At 72.8% G+C, this 19,722-nt stretch carries 16 protein-coding genes and 1 pseudogene; 11 read left to right on the forward strand and 6 right to left on the reverse strand.

Annotated features, from left to right (window positions below):
- Positions 1-8: 8 nt before the first annotated feature.
- Positions 9-1,199 (reverse strand): zinc-dependent alcohol dehydrogenase, encoded by a 1,191-nt coding sequence (locus tag ACZ7L0_RS01505; RefSeq protein ID WP_471240340.1) that lies wholly within the window; start codon positions 1,197-1,199, stop codon positions 9-11.
- A 124-nt stretch (positions 1,200-1,323) separates the two neighbouring features.
- Between ACZ7L0_RS01505 and ACZ7L0_RS01510 the strand changes: the two genes are divergently transcribed.
- Positions 1,324-2,307, forward strand: coding sequence for a DUF3048 domain-containing protein (locus ACZ7L0_RS01510; protein ID WP_471240341.1), 984 nt, complete (start codon positions 1,324-1,326; stop codon positions 2,305-2,307).
- A gap of 12 nt (positions 2,308-2,319) precedes the next feature.
- Here ACZ7L0_RS01510 and ACZ7L0_RS01515 read toward each other — a convergent pair whose 3' ends face one another.
- A complete protein-coding gene (locus tag ACZ7L0_RS01515) occupies positions 2,320-2,784 on the reverse strand; it encodes a MarR family winged helix-turn-helix transcriptional regulator (protein WP_471240342.1) in 465 nt (154 codons plus the stop codon).
- 191 nt (positions 2,785-2,975) lie between these two features.
- On the opposite strand from ACZ7L0_RS01515, the gene ACZ7L0_RS01520 reads away from it, so the two are divergent.
- Genes ACZ7L0_RS01520 through pcaDC form a run of 7 tightly spaced genes read left to right on the forward strand, consistent with a single transcriptional unit; the run spans position 2,976 to position 9,441 of the window.
- On the forward strand, positions 2,976-3,731 hold the full coding sequence (locus tag ACZ7L0_RS01520) for a CoA transferase subunit A (RefSeq protein WP_471240343.1): 756 nt from the start codon (positions 2,976-2,978) through the stop codon (positions 3,729-3,731).
- Positions 3,731-4,378 (forward strand): CoA transferase subunit B, encoded by a 648-nt coding sequence (locus tag ACZ7L0_RS01525; RefSeq protein WP_471240344.1) that lies wholly within the window; start codon positions 3,731-3,733, stop codon positions 4,376-4,378. Before ACZ7L0_RS01520 ends, ACZ7L0_RS01525 begins: the two co-directional genes overlap by 1 nt.
- On the forward strand, positions 4,375-5,577 hold the full coding sequence (locus ACZ7L0_RS01530) for a thiolase family protein (RefSeq protein ID WP_471240345.1): 1,203 nt from the start codon (positions 4,375-4,377) through the stop codon (positions 5,575-5,577). The genes ACZ7L0_RS01525 and ACZ7L0_RS01530 overlap by 4 nt, the downstream gene beginning before the upstream one ends.
- Before the next feature lie 9 nt (positions 5,578-5,586).
- Positions 5,587-6,360: a protocatechuate 3,4-dioxygenase subunit beta gene (pcaH, locus tag ACZ7L0_RS01535; RefSeq protein ID WP_471240346.1), complete on the forward strand. Its 774-nt coding sequence runs from the start codon at positions 5,587-5,589 to the stop codon at positions 6,358-6,360.
- A 5-nt stretch (positions 6,361-6,365) separates the two neighbouring features.
- Positions 6,366-6,971 (forward strand): protocatechuate 3,4-dioxygenase subunit alpha, encoded by a 606-nt coding sequence (gene pcaG, locus ACZ7L0_RS01540; RefSeq protein WP_471240347.1) that lies wholly within the window; start codon positions 6,366-6,368, stop codon positions 6,969-6,971.
- A complete protein-coding gene (pcaB, locus tag ACZ7L0_RS01545) occupies positions 6,968-8,299 on the forward strand; it encodes a 3-carboxy-cis,cis-muconate cycloisomerase (RefSeq protein WP_471240348.1) in 1,332 nt (443 codons plus the stop codon). Before pcaG ends, pcaB begins: the two co-directional genes overlap by 4 nt.
- On the forward strand, positions 8,296-9,441 hold the full coding sequence (gene pcaDC, locus ACZ7L0_RS01550; RefSeq protein ID WP_471240349.1) for a bifunctional 3-oxoadipate enol-lactonase/4-carboxymuconolactone decarboxylase PcaDC: 1,146 nt from the start codon (positions 8,296-8,298) through the stop codon (positions 9,439-9,441). Before pcaB ends, pcaDC begins: the two co-directional genes overlap by 4 nt.
- Positions 9,442-9,695: 254 nt before the next feature.
- On the opposite strand, the pseudogene ACZ7L0_RS01555 reads toward pcaDC, so the two are convergent.
- Positions 9,696-12,381 (reverse strand): annotated as a pseudogene (locus tag ACZ7L0_RS01555) (ATP-binding protein).
- 342 nt (positions 12,382-12,723) lie between these two features.
- Between ACZ7L0_RS01555 and ACZ7L0_RS01560 the strand changes: the two are divergent.
- Positions 12,724-13,743 (forward strand): DUF2510 domain-containing protein, encoded by a 1,020-nt coding sequence (locus tag ACZ7L0_RS01560; RefSeq protein ID WP_471240350.1) that lies wholly within the window; start codon positions 12,724-12,726, stop codon positions 13,741-13,743.
- A 146-nt stretch (positions 13,744-13,889) separates the two neighbouring features.
- Here ACZ7L0_RS01560 and ACZ7L0_RS01565 read toward each other — a convergent pair whose 3' ends face one another.
- Positions 13,890-14,504 carry a TetR/AcrR family transcriptional regulator gene (locus tag ACZ7L0_RS01565; protein ID WP_471240351.1) on the reverse strand — a complete coding sequence of 205 codons (615 nt, stop codon included), beginning with the start codon at positions 14,502-14,504 and terminating at the stop codon, positions 13,890-13,892.
- 215 nt (positions 14,505-14,719) lie between these two features.
- Between ACZ7L0_RS01565 and ACZ7L0_RS01570 the strand changes: the two genes are divergently transcribed.
- Positions 14,720-15,526 carry a phosphatase PAP2 family protein gene (locus ACZ7L0_RS01570; RefSeq protein ID WP_471240352.1) on the forward strand — a complete coding sequence of 269 codons (807 nt, stop codon included), beginning with the start codon at positions 14,720-14,722 and terminating at the stop codon, positions 15,524-15,526.
- Positions 15,523-16,503, forward strand: a complete 981-nt coding sequence (locus ACZ7L0_RS01575) for a DMT family protein (protein WP_471240353.1) — start codon at positions 15,523-15,525, stop codon at positions 16,501-16,503. The genes ACZ7L0_RS01570 and ACZ7L0_RS01575 overlap by 4 nt, the downstream gene beginning before the upstream one ends.
- 90 nt (positions 16,504-16,593) lie before the next feature.
- Here the strand turns inward: ACZ7L0_RS01575 and ACZ7L0_RS01580 are convergent, their stop codons facing one another.
- On the reverse strand, positions 16,594-17,436 hold the full coding sequence (locus ACZ7L0_RS01580) for an LURP-one-related family protein (protein WP_471240354.1): 843 nt from the start codon (positions 17,434-17,436) through the stop codon (positions 16,594-16,596).
- Between the two features lie 66 nt (positions 17,437-17,502).
- Complete coding sequence (locus ACZ7L0_RS01585; protein ID WP_471240355.1) at positions 17,503-19,554, reverse strand: phosphocholine-specific phospholipase C; 2,052 nt, start codon at positions 19,552-19,554, stop codon at positions 17,503-17,505.
- Positions 19,555-19,722: the final 168 nt, after the last annotated feature.

Genomic DNA, 19,722 nt, shown 5'->3' on the forward strand with positions numbered 1-19,722 from the left:
CCTGCGGGTCAGGGCTGGAAGAGGACCTTGACCGCGCCGTCCTGCTTGCGCTGGAACATCTCGTACGCGTGCGGCGCTTCGGACAACCGCACCCGGTGGGTGGCGAAGTCGTCGACGCCGAGCGGGTCCGCGTCGGTCAGGTAGGGCAGGATGTCGCCGCTCCAGCGGCGCACGTTGGCCTGGCCCATCCGCATCTGGATCTGCTTGTCGAAGAGGGTGAGCATCGGCATCGGGTCCGCCATGCCGCCGTAGACGCCGATGAGGGAGAGCGTACCCCCGCGTCGTACCAGGTCGATCGCGGTGTGCAGGGCGGCGAGCCGGTCCACGCTGAAGCGTTCCGCGAGCGGCCCGCCGAGCTTGCGGGGCATCACGGCGGCGGCCTGCTGGACGAGGCGGGCGGCCGCGCTGCCGTGCGCCTCGGTGCCGACGGCGTCGATCACCGCGTCGGGGCCGCGCCCCCCGGTCTCGTCGCGGATCGCCTCGACCAGTTCCTTCTCCCCGTCGAAGCCCCGCAGGTCGTACGTGTCCACGCCCCGCCGACGGGCCCGGGCCAGCCGCTCCGGGACCAGGTCCACCCCGAACACCCGCCCGGCGCCGCGCGCCAGGGCGATCCGGCAGGCCATGTCGCCGACGGGTCCGAGGCCGAGCACGGCGACGCTGCCGCCGCGCGGGACGTCGGCGTAGGCGACCGCCTGCCAGGCGGTGGGCAGCACGTCGGAGAGGTAGACGAAACGGTCGTCGGGCGGTCCCTCGGGCACCTTGATCGGGCCGTAGTGCGCCTGCGGGACCCGCAGGTACTCGGCCTGGGCGCCCGGTACCGCGCCGTACAGCCGGGTGTAGCCGAACAGGGCGGCGCCCATGCCCTCGCTGGTGACCTGGGTGGTCTCGCACTGGGTCTGCAGTCCGGCCGAGCACATGAAGCAGTGCCCGCAGGAGATCTGGAACGGCACCACCACCCGGTCGCCCGGCCTGAGATCGGGCACATCGGGGCCGACCTCCTCCACGATGCCCATCGGTTCGTGACCGAGGATGTCGCCCGGGGTCATGAACGGGGTGAGCACCTCGTACAGATGCAGGTCCGAGCCGCACAGCCCGGTGGACGTGATGCGGATGACGGCGTCGGTCGGCTCCTCGATCCGGGGATCGGGCACGTCCTCCACCCGTACGTCCCGCTTTCCCTGCCAGGTAACTGCCTTCATCGCGTCGCGCTCCCTCCGTCGCGTGTGGCCCCCGGGTACCCGATTCGATCGGCTATGCGCATCGATGAGCCGATGAGCACGCATTCGGAGAACAATCGAAGAACAACCGAAGACCGGAAACGGGGTGGCGACGGTGGGCATACGGCACAGAGCGCGCACGCGGCGCGCCACGGCGAGGGCGGTGCCGGCGGCGGTGCTGGCCGCCGTGCTCACGGCGGCCCTCGCGGCGGGCTGCACGACCGCGCACCGCCCCGACGACAACACCCGTGGCCACAGCCCCACCCCGAGCAGCGGTTCGGTGCTCGCCGTGAAGATCGACAACGTGCCGGCGGCCCGGCCGCAGACGGGACTGCAGGCCGCGGACGTGATCTACGCCGAGCAGGTCGAGGGCGGACTGAGCCGCCTGATGGCGGTGTACGCCACCCGGCTGCCGGAGTCGGTCGGGCCGGTGCGCAGCGCCCGCGAGTCCGACCTGGAACTGCTGCGCCAGTTCGACCGGCCGGTCCTCGCCTTCTCTGGCGCGCAGCACAGGCTGCTGCCGCTCATCGACCGGGCGCCCCTGCGGGAGGCGACCCCCGGCGACGCGGCCGGTGCCTACCGCCGCGGCACCGACCGGGCCGCGCCGCACAACCTCTATCTGCGCCCGGCCGTACTGCTGCCGTCGGCACCGGGCCGGGCGGCGCTGAACACGGGCTTCCACTACGGCCCGGCCCCCTCCGGCGGCACGCCCGAGACGACCCGCACCGTGCGCTACCCGGCCGCCCGCTTCACCTTCACCTGGTCCGCGGAGCGGGGCCGCTGGCTGGTCGCGATGGACGGCACGCCCACCGTGACGGCCGACGGCGAGCGGGTGGCTCCCGCGACGGTCGTCGTGCAGTACGTGCGGGTGCGCGACTCGGCGTACCAGGACGTGCTGGGCAACCTGACGCCGTACACCGAGACGGTCGGCTCGGGCCGGGCGGAAGTGCTGCGCGACGGAAAGGTGTTCGACGCGACGTGGAAGCGTGCGACGGCGGCCGACGGCACCGGGTTCACGGGTGAGGACGGCGCCGCCGTGAACTTCGCCCCCGGCCAGGTGTGGGTGGTGTTCGCCCCCGCGCCCGGCTGACCGGGTCGGGGCTCAGGGCTGCGCGACGAGGGGTTCCGCCGGGTTGCGCAGGCCCTCCGCCGCGTCCGAGACCCGGCGGATGAGGTCGAAGAAGAGCCGCTGCTCGTCGGCGGAGAGCGGCGCGAGGAAGACCTGGTTCATCCGGGCGGTGCGCACGGTCAGCTTGCGGTGGGTGCGCGCGCCGTCCTCGGTCAGGCGCAGCAGGAAGCGGCGGCCGTCCTGCGGGTCGCGGACCTTGTCCAGCAGTCCCCGGCGGGAGAGCCTGCTGATGACCTCGGCGATCGTCGACCGGTCCAGGCCCACCCGCTCCCCGACGGTGCGCTGGTCGAGGCCGGGCTCGGCGACGAGCGCGTTCAGGACCGCGAACTGCGGCGAGGTGATCTCCTCCGAGACCATCGTGTTCCACAGCAGGTAGTGCGCCTGCTGCAGCCGTCGGGCCAGGTGCCCGGGGTGGGTGGTGAGGTCCACCGCGGCCATGTGCGCTCCCCTGGTCGTGTGCGTGATCGTATTCGTTGGTGCACTGAACAATACCCGGCGCACGCCCGCCTGTCTGTGCACAAGACCGCCATCGTCCGAGGTATTGACGCTTGCGCGCCCGCGGTGGCAGCGTGAGGAACCTCGCTGAAATACTCAGTGCCCTGATTAATTCCAGAGAGGGGGCTTCGCGGATGGACAAGGTGGTCGCCACGGTCCTGGAGGCGGTGGCCGATGTGCCGGACGGCGCGTCGCTGGCGGTCGGCGGCTTCGGGCTGAGCGGCGTGCCGAACGTGCTGATCCAGGCGTTGTACGAGCGCGGCACGACGGGTCTGAGCGTGGTGTCGAACAACTGCGGGGCGATGGAGTCCGGGCTCGCCGTCCTGCTGGCCGCCGGCCGGATCTCCCGGGTCACCGGCTCCTACATCGGCGCGAACAAGGAGTTCGCCCGCCAGTACCTGGCCGGGGAACTGGAGGTGGAGCTGATCCCGCAGGGCACGCTCGCCGAACGGCTGCGGGCCGGGGGCGCCGGGATCCCCGCCTTCTACACCCCCGCGGGCGTGGGCACCCAGGTCGCCGACGGCGGGCTGCCCTGGCGCTACGACGGCTCCGGCGGAGTCGCGCTCGCCTCGCCGCCGAAGGAGGTACGGGAGTTCGACGGCGAGGAGTACGTCCTGGAGCGCGGCATCCGCACCGACTTCGCCCTGGTGCGGGCCGCGAAGGGCGACCGGCACGGCAACCTCGTCTTCAACAAGTCCTCCCGGAACTTCAACCCCCTCGCCGCCATGGCGGGCCGGGTGACGATCGCCGAGGTGGAACAGCTCGTGGAACCCGGGGAGATCGACCCGGACGTGGTGCATCTGCCCGGCATCTTCGTACAGCGGGTCGTGGCCCTCACCGCCGAGCAGGCGGCGGACAAGAAGATCGAGCAGCGGACGGTGAGCGGCTGATGGCCTGGACACGCGAGCAGATGGCCGCCCGCGCGGCCCGCGAACTCGAGGACGGCCAGTACGTCAACCTCGGCATCGGCCTGCCGACACTGATCCCCAACCACCTCCCCGAGGGCGTCGAGGTGATCCTGGAGTCGGAGAACGGCATCCTGGGCACCGGCCCCTACCCCACCGACGACCAGGTCGACCCGGACCTGATCAACGCCGGCAAGGAGACCGTCACCGTCCTGCCCGGCGCCTCCTTCTTCGACTCGGCGCTGTCCTTCTCGATGATCCGCGGCGGGCACATCGACGTCGCCGTCCTCGGCGCCATGCAGGTCTCCGCCCGAGGCGACCTCGCCAACTGGGCCGTCCCCGGCAAGCTGATCACCGGCATCGGCGGCGCCATGGACCTCGTCCACGGCGCCCGTACGGTCGTCGTCGTGATGACGCACACCGCGAAGGACGGCTCACCGAAGATCCTCGAGGAGTGCGCGCTGCCGCTCACGGGCCGGGCGTGCGTGAACCGGATCATCACCGACCTCGGCGTCCTCGACGTGAGCGAGGACGGCCTGGTGCTCGTGGAGTGCGCCCCGGGCGTGACGGCCGAGGAGATCACCGCGCGGACCGCGGCCAAGGTGCGCATCCCGGAGGAGACCCGGTCATGAGGGACGTCTACCTCGTCGACGCCGTCCGCACCCCGGTCGGCCGCTACAACGGCGCCCTGGCGAGCGTCCGCCCGGACGACCTCGCCGCCCACGCCATCCGCGCACTCCTCACCCGCACACCGGAGCTGGACCCGTCCCGCATCGAGGACGTCTATTTCGGCAGCGCCAACGGGGCGGGCGAGGAGAACCGCAACGTCGCCCGCATGGCCGCCCTGCTCGCGGGCCTGCCCACCTCCGTGCCCGGCGTGACCGTCAACCGGCTGTGCGCCTCGGGGCTGGAAGCCGTGGTCCAGGCCGCCCGCGCCATCGCGGTCGGAGACGCCTCCATCACCCTGGCCGGCGGGGTGGAGTCCATGACCAGGGCACCGTACGTGCTGCCCAAGAGCGACCGGCCCTTCCCGGCCGGGCACGCCGAGCTGTACTCCACCACCCTGGGCTGGCGCATGGTCAACCCGGCGATGAACCCGCAGTGGACCATCCCGCTGGGCGAGTCGGCCGAACTCATCGCCGACAAGCACAAGATCAGCCGCGAGCAGCAGGACGAGTTCGCCCTGCACAGCCACCACAAGGCCGCCCGCGCCCAGACCGAGGGCCTCTTCGACGCCGAACTCGCCCCCGTGCCCGTCCCGCAGCGCAAGGGCGACACGGTCGTCTTCGCCGCCGACGAGTGCGTACGGCCGGACGCCTCCCTCGCCGCGATGGCGAAGCTGAAGCCGTCCTTCCGCACAGAGCAAGGCACGGTCACCGCGGGCAACGCCTCACCGCTCAACGACGGCGCCGCCGCACTGCTCCTCACCGACGAGGAGGGCCTGCGGGCCACCGGCCGCGAACCCCTCGCCCGGATCACCGCCACCGGCGTCTCGGCGACCGACCCGCACTACTTCGGGCTCGCCCCCGTCGAGGCCGTGAGCCGCGCCCTCGCCAAGGCGGGCAAGGGATTCGGCGACCTCTCGCTCCTGGAGCTGAACGAGGCGTTCGCCGCCCAGGTCCTCGGCTGCCTCGCCGAATGGCCCGAGTTCGACCCGGCGGTCCTCAACCCGCAGGGAGGAGCCATCGCGCTCGGCCATCCGCTCGGCGCCTCCGGTGCCCGCCTCGCCGGCACCGTCGCCCACCAGCTCGCCCGGCGCGGCTCCGGCACCGGCGTCGCCACCCTCTGCATCGGCGTGGGCCAGGGCCTCGCCCTCGTCCTCGAACGCTAGGAACCCCGCATGACCCTCACCCAGCAGGACATCGACCAGGAGATCGCGGCCGAGCACGCCGCGTACGAGAAGCGCGTGGCCGACGGCGCGCCCGTCGAGCACCACCCGCGCCGCGACTACGCCCCCTACCGCTCCTCCGTCCTCCGCCACCCGAAGCAGCCGCCGGTCACCATCGACGTGACCAAGGACCCCGAGCTGATGGAGCTGCACTCCCCCGCCTTCGGGGAACGCGACATCACCGAGACCGACAACGACCTCACCCGGCAGCACACCGGCGAGCCGATCGGCGAGCGCATCACCGTCTCCGGCCGCCTCCTCGACCGCGACGGCCGCCCGGTGCGCGGCCAGCTGGTCGAGATCTGGCAGGCCAACTCGGCCGGCCGCTACGCCCACCAGCACGAACAGCACGACGCCCCGCTGGACCCGAACTTCACCGGCGTCGGCCGCACCCTCACCGACACCGACGGCTTCTACCGCTTCACCACCATCCAGCCCGGCCCCTACCCCTGGCGCAACCACATGGGCGCCTGGCGCCCGGCCCACATCCACTTCTCCGTCTTCGGCACCGCGTTCACCCAGCGGCTGGTGACGCAGATGTACTTCCCCAATGACCCGCTCTTTCCCTACGACCCGATCCTGCAGTCCGTCACGGACGACGCGGCCCGGCAGCGGCTGATCGCCACCTACGACCACAGCCTGTCCGTACCGGAGTTCTCGCTCGGCTACCACTGGGACATCGTGCTGGACGGGCCCGACGCCACCTGGATCGAAGAAGGACGCTGACCCCGATGACGAAGATCGACACCGGCCGGCCGGAGAGCGTGCTGCCCACCCCCTCGCACACGGTCGGCCCCTTCTACGGCTACGCGCTGCCCTTCCCCGGCGGCGGTGACATCGCCCCGCTCGGCCACCCGGACACCATCACCCTCCAGGGGTACGTGTACGACGGCGAGGGCAAGCCGCTGCCGGACGCGTTCGTGGAACTGTGGGGACCGGACCCGGACGGCCGGGTGCCGACCACCGACGGCTCCATGCGCCGCGACCCGGCGAGCGGCGGGTTCCTCGGCCGCAACGGCGTGGAGTTCACCGGCTGGGGCCGGATCCAGACCGACGCGGGCGGCCACTGGTACGCGCGCACACTGCGGCCCGGCGCGCGCGGGCACAGCGCCCCCTGCCTGAGCGTGTGCGTGTTCGCGCGCGGCCTGCTCACCCACCTGTTCACCCGGATCTACCTGCCGGGCGACGAGGCCGCCCTCGCCGCCGACCCGCTGCTCGCCGGGCTGGACCCGCGGCGGCGCGGCACGCTGATCGCCGCCGACGAGGGCCACGGCACGTACCGTTTCGACATCCGCCTTCAGGGCGAAGGCGAAACGGTCTTCCTGGAGTTCCAGTGACAGCTCCCTACGCCGACACCGGTCTGCTCGCCCCCGAGTGGACCGGTGCCGCCGCGGCCGGCGCCACCAGCGACCACGCGTATCTGCGCGCGCTGCTCGACGCGGAGGCCGCCCTGACCCGGGCCCAGGCCGCCCTGGGGCTCGCCCCCGAGGGGGCCGCGGTCGCGGTGACCGAGGCGGCCGACCCGGCGGGCTTCGGCATACGGACGCTGGCGGCACGCACCCGCAACGGCGGGAACCCCGTCATTCCCCTGGTCGAGGAACTGACGAAGGCGGTCGGCGAGGAGTACGGGCCGTACGTCCACCGGGGCGCGACCAGCCAGGACATCATGGACACCGCGACGATGCTGGTGGCCACCCGCACCCTCGACCTCATCCGGGCCGACCTGGCACGCGCGGAGCAGGCGCTGGCCGCGCTGGCCGCGGAGCACCGCGACACCCCGATGCCCGGGCGGACGCTGACCCAGCACGCCGTGCCGACGACGTTCGGGCTGAAGGCGGCCGGATGGCGGTCGCTGGTCCTGGACGCCCGGGACCGGGCGACGGCGGTACGGGACTCACTGCCGGCCCAGCTCGGCGGAGCCGCCGGAACGCTGGCGGCCTTCGCGGCGTACGGCGCCCAGGACCCCGTCGCCCTGCCCGCCGCCTACGCGAGGGAACTCGGCCTGCGCGAACCCCTGCTGCCCTGGCACACCCTGCGCACACCGATCGCCGACCTCGCCGGGTGCCTGGCCCTCACCGCCGGGGCGCTCGGCAAGATCGCGGCGGACGTGCTCACCCTGTCCCGCACCGAGATCGGCGAGGTCACCGAGGGCAGCGGTGGCGGTTCCTCGGCCATGCCGCACAAGGCGAACCCCGTGCGGGCGACGCTCCTCGCGGCCGTGGCCCGGCGTGCACCGCAGCTCACCGCCACCCTGTACGGCTCGCTGACGGCCGAGGACGAACGGCCGGCCGGGGCCTGGCACGCCGAATGGGAGCCGCTGCGGGACCTGCTGCGGATGGTCGGCGGCGCCGCCCGGGATGCCGCCGAACTGGCCGAGGGCCTGCGGGTTCACCCGGACACCATGCGCGAACACCTGGGCCTCACCCACGGGTTGATCGTCTCCGAGCGGCTGTCCGCCGAACTGGCCCCCCTCCTCGGTCGCGCCCGCGCCAAAAAACTGCTGACCGAACTCGCCCGCCGCGCGCACACCGAGGACCGCGGTCTTCGCGAACTCCTCTCCGAGGTACCGGAGCTGAAGGACGCCGACCTCGACGAGCTCACCGACCCCGCCCGCTACACCGGCTCCGCCGGAGCTCTCACCGACCGTGCGCTGGAGCGACGTTGACCCACACACTCCTCAACCACCTCACCGAAGGGCCCGCTTCCGCTCCCCCGCTGCTGCTCGGCCCCTCCCTCGGCACCTCGTACGCCCTGTGGGACGCCGTCGCCCCCGAGCTGTCCATCACCCACCGAGTGGTCCGCTGGGACCTGCCGGGCCACGGCGGTTCGGCGGCGGACCTGATCGGGCCGGGGGCGAGCGTCGGCGACCTGGCCGGACTGGTGCTCGCGCTCGCCGACTCCCTCGGCATCGACCGGTTCGGCTACGCGGGCGTGTCCCTCGGCGGCGCGGTGGGTCTGCACCTCGCCGTGCACCACCCCGAACGGCTCACATCCCTGGCCGTCATCTGCTCCTCGGCCCACTTCGGCGGCGAACAGCCCTGGCGGGAGCGGGCCGAGCGGGTCCGCCGGGAGGGCCTGGGCCGGCTGGCCGACAACGCCGACGCCCGCTGGTTCACGCCCGGCTTCACCGTGCCACGGCTCGTGGCCGACCACCGGAACGCCGCCCCGGAGGCGTACGCCGCCTGCTGCGACGCGCTGGCCGCCTTCGACCTGCGCGACCGGCTCCCCGGGATCGCCGTACCGACCCTGCTCGTCGCGGGCCGCCAGGACCCCGCGACGCCCCCCGCCCACCTGCGGGAGATCGCCGACGCCGTGCCGGGCGCCGCGCTCGTCGAACTCCCCGGGGCCTCGCACCTGGCGCCCGCCCAGTGCCCCGAGGCCGTACTGACCGCCCTGCGCACCCACTTCGACCGGGCGGCGGGGCGCGGCATGGCGGTACGGCGCGAAGTTCTCGGCGACGCCCACGTGGACCGGGCCCAGGCCCGGCAGACCCCGTTCACCGCGCGCTTCCAGGACTTCATCTCCCGCTACGCCTGGGGCGAGATCTGGACCGACCCGACGCTCACCCGCCGCGAGCGCAGCATGATCACGCTGACGGCACTGGTCGCGCACGGCCACTACGACGAGCTCGCGATGCACATCCGCGCGGCGCGGCGCAACGGGCTCACCCCGGAGGAGATCGGCGCGGTGCTGCTGCAGACGGCCGTGTACTGCGGGGTGCCGGCGACCAACTCGGCGTTCGCCACGGCCCAGCGGGTGCTCGCGGAGGAGGAGGCGGCGGAGGCGGCGGAGGACGGCACCGGGTGACGCCGCCGGTCGGGGGACGACTGCATGCAATACCCGCTGCATGCAGTTCCCGCCGTATGCGATCCCCGCAGTATGCGATGCCCTCTGTATGCGATATCCGTCGACTGAACGTCGGCTGGGTGCCGATTGGATACGGCATCGCATACAGCCACCGTCGATCGCATACCGGCACGGTCGATGGTCGACCGAAGACCGGCGACCGGCGACCGACGACCGACGACCAGCAACCGACGACCGACGACCGACGACCGGATTTACCCGAGCCCCCGCCCCGTCTCCAGCGCCACCCGCGCCCGCTCCACCAGCCCGTCCGCGCCGCACGACCGCGCCAGTGCCAGACCGCGGTTGAGTTCGGCGACCGAGCGGGATGCGATGCCGTATTCGACGCGGGCCGCCGCGTGTTCGTACTGGCAGGGCGAGGCCTCCAGGTAGGCGACGGCCTGGGCGGCGAGGCGGACGGCGCGCTGGCCGGTCTCCAGGGCGGCGGCGCAGCGCAGGGCCTCGCCGATGGCGGTGTCCGTGCCGAACCGCTCGGCCTGCCGGCGGGCGTCGGTGGCGAGCCGGGCGGCGCGGGCCGGATCCTCCTTGGCCAGCGCCCGGGCCAGGTCGACGGCCCACGGGACCATCACGGGGTTGTGGTGGCCGCGCGCGGCAGCCGCCTTCTCCGCTGCCTCCAGTTCGTTGACGCCGTCCTTGGTGCGGCCGACCGCGAGGAGCAGCCGGCCGCGTACCGAACGCGGGTCGGGCAGCACGATGGTGGACGGGTAGGGCGGGGCGAACCCGTACTGCTCGGCGACCTCCCAGGCCTCCTGGGCATGGCCGCGGGCGAGCAGGGTGTCGACCAGGTTGCAGGTGGCCGACCAGTACAGGGGCAGGCCGCGGCCGACGCGCTCGGCGATGCGCAGCGACTCCCGCAGGGACGCCTCCGCCTCCCGGAGCCGGCCGCGCCTGCGGTGGCCGAGGCCGACGTAGGCGTGGGCCAGGGCGAGGTGGCCGCCGCTCCAGCCCGCGGTCTCGTAGGCGCGCAGGCCTTCCGTGTACAGGGCTTCGGCGCGGTCGAGGCGGTCGGTGTAGGCGTACGCGTTGGCGAGCATCAGCAGCAGTTCGATGCCCCACTCGGAGTCGGTCCAGCCGAGTCCGGGGGCGAGGCGGCCGTTGACGAGCGCCCGGTCGCACAGCTCGACGACCTCCTCGGCGCTCTCGCCGTGGGTCAGGGCGTCGAAGCCGCGCAGGATGAGCAGCGCACGCTCGGAGTTGTCGCGGCCGGTGCAGGTCCCGGCGAGCGCGGCGAGGCTCTCGGAGCGGCCGGGCGGGGCCGCCTCTCCGGCGTGGATGCCCTCCCACATGAAGTGCACTGCCTGCAGCCGCAGTTTGGCGGGCCCCGGTTCCTGCCGGGCGGCCTCAGCCTCGACGGTGCGGACCGCCTCCTCCAGCTGGTCGTTGTGGAGCAGCGCCTGGGAGAGGCGGACGACGGCGTCGATGCGGGCGTCGCCTTCGAGGCCGGGCATGGCGAGGGCGGTCTGGAGATGGTCGATGGTGGTCGCGGGTGCGGTCAGGAGGGTGGCGCAGCCCAGTTCGTACAGCACGTGCGCGTGCACCTCGGGCCGGGGCGGCTCGACGAGGGCGCGTTCCAGGCAGCGGCGGGCCGCGTCGGGCGCGCCTACGGCGAGGTGTTCGCGGGCGGCCTCGCGCAGTTGCTCGACGAGTTCCTCGTCGTCGTCCGGGTGTACTTCGAGGAGGTGCCGGGCCGCCGCGGCGGCACCCCGGCCGGACTCGGTGACGACCTGTGCGGCGATGCCGTGCATGGCGGTGCGCATCGCGGGCGGGATGGAGTTGTAGACGGCGGTGGCGATGAGCGGGTGGACGAACTCCAGGTCGCCGTCGTCCGCGCGGGCGCCGGCCGGGTCGGGTTCGGTGAGGATGCGGGAGCCGACCAGCTGTTCGGCGCAGCGCCGGGCGTCGTCGTCGCCCATGGTGGCGAGCTGGGCGACCAGGTCGACGGTGATGCCGGTGCCGAGGATGGCGGCGGCCCAGGCGAACCGGGTGGCGTCGATGCCGAGGTCCTCCAGGCGGGCGACGAGTCCGCCGCCGCGGGCGGAGCGGTTCATGGCGCGCAGTTCGCCGGCCCGGGAACTCGACCGGTTCGAACTCGCCGTCCTGCACCTTGGCGAGGAGTTCGACGGTCTCGTACGGGTTGCCGCCGGTGACGGCCCAGACCTCGCGGCAGAACGGGGCGTCGGCGTGCCGGCCGAGGGTGGCGCGGGTGATGCCGGCGGTGGCGTCCGGGGTGAGGGCGCTGAGGTTGCTGACGGGGCGGCCCGCGGCGGCGGCCACCGTGTCGAGGTGGCGGGCGCTGTCACCGCCGGCCTCGCCGGGCCGGCGGGCGACGACGACCAGCACGGACAGGTCGTCGAGGCGTTCGGTGAACGCGGCGAGCCAGCGCAGGGTCTCCTGGTCGGCCCAGTGCGCGTCGTCGATCAGCAGGACGAGCGGCCACCACCGTTTGGCCAGTCTGCGGACGGCGGCGACGAGGCCGTCGCACACGGCCTGCGGGTCGGCGTGCCCCTCGCCGGGTTCGGCTATGCCGAGGGCGGGGCCGGCGATGTCGTACCAGTCGCCGAGGTATTCGCGGGCCTCCTCGGGGAGCAGGGAGACCAGCGCGGGCTGCAGCAGTTGGCGTAAGACGTTGAAGGGGACGGACTGCAGTGTCTCGCCGCCGCGGGTGGACCACACGGTGCAGCCGCGGCGTTCGGCGATGCGGCGGATCTCGGCCAGCAGCGCGGTCTTGCCGAGGCCCGCGTCGCCCCGGAACACCAGCAGGCCCCCGGAGGACGAGCGGTCCGCGCACAGGGCGTCGAGCGCCCGCGTGACGGTGGCGATCTCCGCGTCGCGCTCCCACAGGGAAGCCGCGCCGGCCGCAGGGGGCCGTGCCTCCGTCATCCCGTTACCTCCCCAAGTCGCCCGAACGACGTACAGACCTCGAGCGTAGCCGTCCTGTGGGCCGAGTGGAGGGCCGTCCGGACAGCTGTTGCCGTGACGGGTGAACCGCGGTGCAAAGGGGCGACGCGCACCGGCCCCGACCAGCCGCTGTCGGGCCGACGAACCGTCAACAAGGGGTGCGAGGAGCCGGGTTCACGAAGGCCGCCGCCGGGCCGGGAGGGGGCGCGGCCGCCGTCGCCCGTCGGCGGGGGGACGGTACGGCCGGAGCCGGAGTGACCGGATCGACACGCTGTCGCCGGGGCCTCTCATCCCTCTTTAACCGACGCCTCATACGGTGGGGGCATGACGCAGGTGACTCCTCCCGGGTGGTACCCCGACCCCGGGCAGACAAATGACGGTCCCGCCACCGAGCGCTGGTGGGACGGCAAGGCATGGACGGACCAGACCCGTCCCGCCGGGTCGGCCGCGGTATGGGGTCCCCCGGCACATGCTCCGGCCCCCGGGGCGTATCCGGCCTTTCCGGGATATCCCGCCCAGCCGCCGTCCGGCCCCCGGCGCGGACTGCGCACGGGCATAGCCGTCGCTGTGGCGGCCGCGGTCCTCGCGAGCATCGGGGTCGGCGTGTACGCCCTCTCCGGCGACGGTGGCGACGGCGGTGGCGACCGGGCGGGTTCGCAGCAGGGCCCCGGCGGGCCCGGCGGCCAGGGCGGTTCCGGTGGCCAGGGCGCTTCCGGTGGCCAGGGCGGTCCGGGCGGGGGCTCGGACGGCGGCAGCGGGGGCGGGCCGGGCGGCCAGTCGCCCTCGCCCGGCGAGTCCGAGGCGCCGAAGATCAAGGGCGGCGGCACGGTCAGCGACCCGGTCAACGGGATCAGCATGCCCGTCCCGGACGGCTGGACCGGGCAGGCGCTCCGCGTGGGCGCACAGGTGAGCTCGAACGACTCCTACAAGTGCCCCGGCGACACCTCCAAGGACTGCACCGCCGGCGGCGCCTACTCGGCGCCCGCCCTGGTGCTCGGCACCAAGGGCGACACGGCCGAGGAGGTCGCCAAGGCGGACGTCTCGGCGAACGCCAAGGAGTCCTACGGCGGCACCACCTACGGCAGCATCACCTCGCACCAGGTGCTGGCCTCCAAGGCGGTGACCGTCGCGGGGCAGAAGGGCTATCTGGTCCGCTGGAAGGCGGTCACCAGCAAGGGCGCCGACGGCTATGTGGAGTCGCTCGCGTTCCCCGCGCCCTCGAACCCGAAGCAGATCGTCGTGGTGCGCTTCGGCATCGACGTCGGCAAGAAGGTGTCGGTCATCGACGACATCACCAAGGGCATCAAGGTGTCGTCGGGCGGCGGCAACGGGCAGAACGTCTGATCCACCCCGGCACATGAGCCGGCCGGGCGGGGCGCCCCTCCGCTCCAGAGGAACCCCACCCGGCCGGGGGGTGTGCGCCGCCCCCGTCCCCACGGTGCGGCGCAGGCAGGTCACCGTCCAGTCATCCCGTGGACGGCGGCCTGGGTCTAGGTCAGCCCGAGTGCCGGCAGCACCGCGGCCTCCACGAACCGGACCAGATAGCCGGAGTCGGCGTACTGGCCGTTCAGTACGGGCCGCACGCGCAGCACGCCGAACATCATCGCGGGCACGTACTCCAGCGCCGGGTGGCCGGCCGCCACCTCGCCCCGCTCGACACCGCGCCGCAGGATCTCCTGGAGCGCTGCGATCTCCGGGTCGACGAGTGCCTCGCGCAGCGCCTGCTGCAACTCGTGGTCCTGCGTGATCGCGTGCCCGAGGGCCTGCAGCAGCCGGGTGTCCTTGCCCGACCAGTCGCCCGCGGCCCGCGCGGCCTGGCGCAGGTCCTCGGCGAGCGAGCCGGTGTCGATGCCGGCGAAGCGCACCTCGCGGCTGGCCCGCAGCGCCGCCGCCACGAACTGGGGCTTGGTCTTCCACTGCCGGTACAGCGTGGACTTGCTGCACCGGGTGCTGGACGCGATGCCCTCCATGGTGACCGAGTCGTAGCCGCACTCACGGATCTGTTCGAGCACGGCGTCGAAGAACTCCCGCTCACGCTCGGGCGTGATCTTGGAGCGGCGCGAGGCGGCGACCGTCTCCGGTCCGTCCGCGGCCTGCGACGTCATGTGCTCTTCCCCTCGCTCGTGTCGCGGTCACCCATGTACGCGGTCACCCAGGTGACGGCGGTTGCCGAAACCCGTATCCAGTGTGGCCTACGTCAATCGATACGTCAGTGTACCGGTACACGAGCGTATCGGTACACTGACGTATCGGTACACTGTCGTATCGGTACGGGGACGTATCGATGAGTTCGCACCACCGTCAGCGAAGGGGCCGGGGGATGAATGCCCGAACCGAGCCTGCAGAATCGGAGTCCGACGCGATAGCGCGGCCGCCGCTCGTCCGTGAGCTCCTGCTCGTCACGGGGCTCTTCCTCGTCTACAAGCTCGGCCGGCAACTGGCCACGGGCCACACCGGCGAGGCCCTGCGCAACGCCCGCCGCGTGTGGGACCTGGAACGGACCGCGCACCTTCCGGGCGAGGGCGCGGTGCAGTCCGCGCTGCTGCACGGTGACACCCTCGTCCACCTGGCGAACACCTATTACGCGACCGTCCACTTCCCGGCCACCGCCGCCTTCCTGGTCTGGCTGTACCTGCGGCGGCCCGCGCACTACGTCTGGGCCCGCCGGGTCCTCGCGGCGGTGACGGCCGCCGCCCTGGTACTGCCCTTCGCGTTCCCGCTCGCTCCGCCGCGCATGCTGGCCGCCACCGGGCTGGTCGACACGGCGCGTGTGTACGGGCCTTCTGTATACGGTCCACCGCAGACCGACCACCTCTCCAACCAGTACGCGGCGATGCCGTCGCTGCACTTCGGCTGGGCCCTGATGGTGGCGATCGGCCTGATCGTGGCGACCCGGTCGCGCTGGCGCCTGCTGTGGCTGCTGCACCCGCTGGTGACCCTGCTGGTGATCGTGGGCACGGCGAACCACTACTGGCTCGACGCGATCGTGGCGACGGCCATGCTCGGCGCGGCGCTCGCTCTGGTCCACCCGCCGCACCGCACGGCGACCACGACGAGTCCCCCGGCACGCGGCCGGCGCGGGCTCGTGTCCCCCGAGGAGCCGGTCCTGGTCGGAGCGGGCCGATGAACGCCGATCTGGTCGCCGTCGCCCTGTCCCTGGTCTCGGCCGTGGCCTACGCCGCGGCGGCCGTCGCCCAGGAGCGCCTCGCCTCCCGCGACTCCGGCGCGGGCCTGCTGCGGCTCCTGGGCAGCGGGGCGTGGTGGTCGGCGGTCGGGCTGAACGCGGGCGGCGCGCTGCTGCACGTCGTGGCCCTCAAGTACGGCCCCCTGACCGTGGTCCAGCCGCTGGGCGCGCTCACCCTGGTCGCGGCCGTGCCCATGGGGGCGCGGGCCGCCGGGCGGCGGGTCAGCGCGGTCGAGTGGCGGGGCACCGCGCTCACGCTTCTGGGGCTCGCCGCCCTGCTGGTCACCGCCTCGGGCCCGGCGCCCGAGCAGGTGCTGAGCCTGACGCAGGCGCTCGCGGTCGCCGGGACGACGGCGGCGCTGATCGGCGTACTGGCCCGGCCCGGGGCCCGGCCGGGCCTGCGGCACGCGACGGCGTCCGGTTTCGCCGCGGGAGTCGCCTCCGCGCTCACCCAGACGGTGACGGTGGCGGCGACGGACCACTCCGGGTCCGGGCTCGGCGTCGGGGAGGCCGTGGTCGCGCTGCTCGTCGCCGGGTTCGCCACGGGCGGGCTGCTGCTGTCGCAGACGGCGTACCGGGGCGGGCTCGGCGGCCCGCTGGCGGTGGTGACACTGGCCAACCCGGTGGCCGCCGCGGTGATCGGGCTGACCCTGCTCGGGCAGGGCCTCCAGGGCGGCGCGGCCGGTGCCCTGCTGGCGCTGGCCGGGGCGGGGGTGGCGTCCTGGGGCGTGGTGCTGCTGACCCGGGTGACACCCCCGGCTCAGACCGCCCCCGGGGGCGACGAGGAGCACCCCGTGGCCGCGGTACTGGCGCTGGCACCGGGGACGGCCTCGCTCGAACCGGCTCTGGTGCCGCGGCCGACGGTGGCGCGGCCGACGGTGCCACCGCCGTCGGAGTCGGAGCGCCTCAGTCCGCTGTAGACAGAAAACGGCGGCCGGTGCGCGCGGAACTCCGCGCGCACCGGCCGCCGTTGCTGCCGTATGCCGTATGCCGAATATGGCAGGCAGGCGTCAGCCCAGACCCCGCGCGTCCTGCTTCAGCGCCGTGTCGACGGTCAGCGCCGTCGCGACCACGAGGCTCAGCAGCGGCTCGGGAAGCTGGTAGTGGATCTGCAGGACGTAGTTGTCCGAGGTCGTGAACAGTGTCTTGGCGAGGCCTTCCCAGGTCTTGGTGATGCGGGCGACCTCGTTGTCCGCGTGGTCGACGATGGCGAAGTTCCACGCCCGCCAGTTCTCCGCCTTGATGGCGCCGACCTTCTGGCCGTTGGCGTTCATGGCGAAGTTGATCTTGCCGATCATGTTCTGCTGGACGATCTCGCCCACCGGCGAGCCGTCCGGGCGCTGCACGATCACCTTGGACTTGAAGATCTTGGCCGGCCGGGTCAGCAGCAGCTGCGGCTGGCCGTAGGCGTCGCGGATCTCCAGCTTGTGCGTCATGAACTGGTCGAGGCTGGAGACGAAGCGCAGGATCTTCTTGATGATCCCCTGGCCGACCTGGATGACCGAGCCGATCTGGTTGCCGTTCTGATCCATGACCTTGTACTCGTTGGTCACCTCGATCAGCTTGGCCTTCTGGTTCACCACCAGGACCGGCTCGGTGAACAGGGTGCCGCCGCCGGGACCGCCGGCGGCGACCCCGGCCTGCTGCTGCACCTGACGCTGCACGCGGGCGTCACCGGTGGGCTGCTGCGGAAAGGCCGCCTGTGCGGCGGCCTGCGGCGCGGCCGGCTGGGCACCCTGCTGGTCCGGGCTGGTGTGGTCGGTCCACTGCACGCCGTCCCAGTACCGGAGCGTCTGGGCCGCCCCGTGCGGATCGGGGTACCAGCCTGCAGGAGTGTTCGATTGCGTGGTCACCGGGGCACACTACCCTGAGCTGACCGGTACCTGACCAGTCCCCACGTTGCGGTATTCATCGTCCGTTTACTCCGTGACGATCGCCGGGTCACTGACGCCGGGGCACCCGTTCTCGACATGTCCGGCGAACCGCCGCAGAAACGTCGGGTCGGCCTCGGACGTGACGGTGAGGTCGTACCACCGGTGGCTCGCCGAGAGGTCCACGGTCTGCCTCACGCTCGCCCCGGGCCGCACGGTGACCGTCCGCGGCCGGCCGCCGTAGCCGTCGGTCAGCTTCAACCGCACGGTGCCGGCGCCCTTGTTGGTGAAGGTGAGCGCGAGGTCGTCGCCGGAGTGCCGGGCCGTGACCTCGGGGCCCGCGGTCTTCCCCGGCCCCTTGAAGACGCGCAGGAAGCCGTTGGGGCCGTGCACGGTCAGGTCGTGGGCGCCGCCGGAGTACGCCGAGTTCCAGGTGTCGGAGACCGAGCCGCCGGCGCCGGTGGTGTAGCTCCAGGGGCCGTCGGAGCGGTTGCCGGAGGTGACGAGGAAGGCGGCGCCGGCCTTCGCCCCCGAGGCGAAGGTGAGCGTGAACTTCCCCGCCGCCGCGTCCGCCGAACCGTCCACCGCCGGCGCGTACTTGAGCGGGCGGGTGGGCCGGTGGCCGCGCTCCTGCCGGGGCAGGACGGGGTGGGCGGGCGGGGTCGGCACGTAGTCGGGGTGGCGGTCGTGGTCCGGCGGCCGGTAGCCGTCGGTGCCCGGCAGGGCGACCGGCCGGGTGTCCGTGCGGGAGAAGTCGAAGGCCGAGGTCAGGTCGCCGCAGACGGCGCGCCGCCAGGGCGAGATGTTGGGCTCGTGCACGCCGAAGCGGCGTTCCATGAACCGGATGACGGAGGTGTGGTCCATCGTCTCCGAGCAGACGTAACCGCCCTTGCTCCACGGGGAGACCACGATCATCGGCACGCGCTGCCCCAGCCCGTAGGGGCCGGCGACGTGGCTGCCGTCGCCCTTGAACAGGTCCGGCCCGACGTCGACCGTCGACCGGCCCTGCGCGGCGGAGGCCGGCGGGAAGGGCGGGACCAGGTGGTCGAAGAAGCCGTCGTTCTCGTCGTAGGTGATGAACAGGGCCGTCTTCGCCCACACCTTCGGGTCGGAGGTGAGGGCGTCCAGGACCTGGGCGACGTACCAGGCGCCGTAGTTGGCGGGCCAGTTGGGGTGCTCGGTGAAGGCTTCCGGCGCGACGATCCACGACACCTGCGGCAGCTTGCCGCCCTTGACGTCGGCCTTCAGCTGGTCGAAGAAGCCCTCGCCCTTGCGGGCGTCGGTGCCGGTGCGGGCCTTGTCGTACAGCGGGTCGCCCGGCTTCGCGTCCTGGTACTGCTTGAAGTAGAGGAGTGAGTTGTCACCGTAGTTGCCGCGGTAGGCGTCCTGGATCCAGCCCCAGGAGCCGTTCGCGTCGAGGCCGTCGCCGACGTCCTGGTAGATCTTCCAGGAGATCCCGGCCTTCTCCAGGCGCTCGGGGTAGGTCGTCCAGGAGTAGCCCGCCTCGTCGTTGCCGAGGACCGGGCCGCCGCCGGTGCCGTCGTTGCCCGTGTATCCCGTCCACAGGTAGTAGCGGTTGGGGTCCGTGGAGCCGATGAACGAGCAGTGGTAGGCGTCGCAGATGGTGAAGGAGTCGGCGAGCGCGTAGTGGAACGGGATGTCGTCGCGGGTCAGGTAGGCCATGGTCGTGGACGACTTGGCGGGCACCCACTTGTCGTACTTACCCTGGTCGAAGGCGGCGTGTCCGTCGTTCCAGCCGTGCGGCAGGTCCTGGATGAACGCCAGGCCCAGCTCGTCGGCGTCGGGGTGGAACGGCAGCAGGTCCTTGGTGCCGTCCGACTGGTACCAGACCGGTTTTCCGTCCGGGCGGCTCACCGGGCGCGGGTCACCGAAGCCGCGGACACCTCTGAGCGAGCCGAAGTAGTGGTCGAAGGAACGGTTCTCCTGCATCAGGACGACGATGTGCTCGACGTCCTCGATCGACCCGGTGCGATGGTTGGCGGGCAGCGCGGCGGCGCGCTCGATGCTGTTGGACAGAGCGGTGAACGCCGTGGTGGCGCCCGCGAGTTGGAGGAATCGGCGCCGGTTGACTTCGGGCATGGCTGAGGGACCTCTCATCCTGGCGTACGGGATGGCCGGAACGTGACGGATGATGCGCGGTGCGAGTGTTCCAAGAGCACCGAACGTCAGGGAAGGGTCCGGTGGCGCCCATGTGACGGGCGGCGGTACGCGAGACCAAGACCTCGCCAAGAAACCCCGCGCCGGACA

It is taken from the genome of Streptomyces sp. NPDC039424 (genome assembly GCF_055639495.1).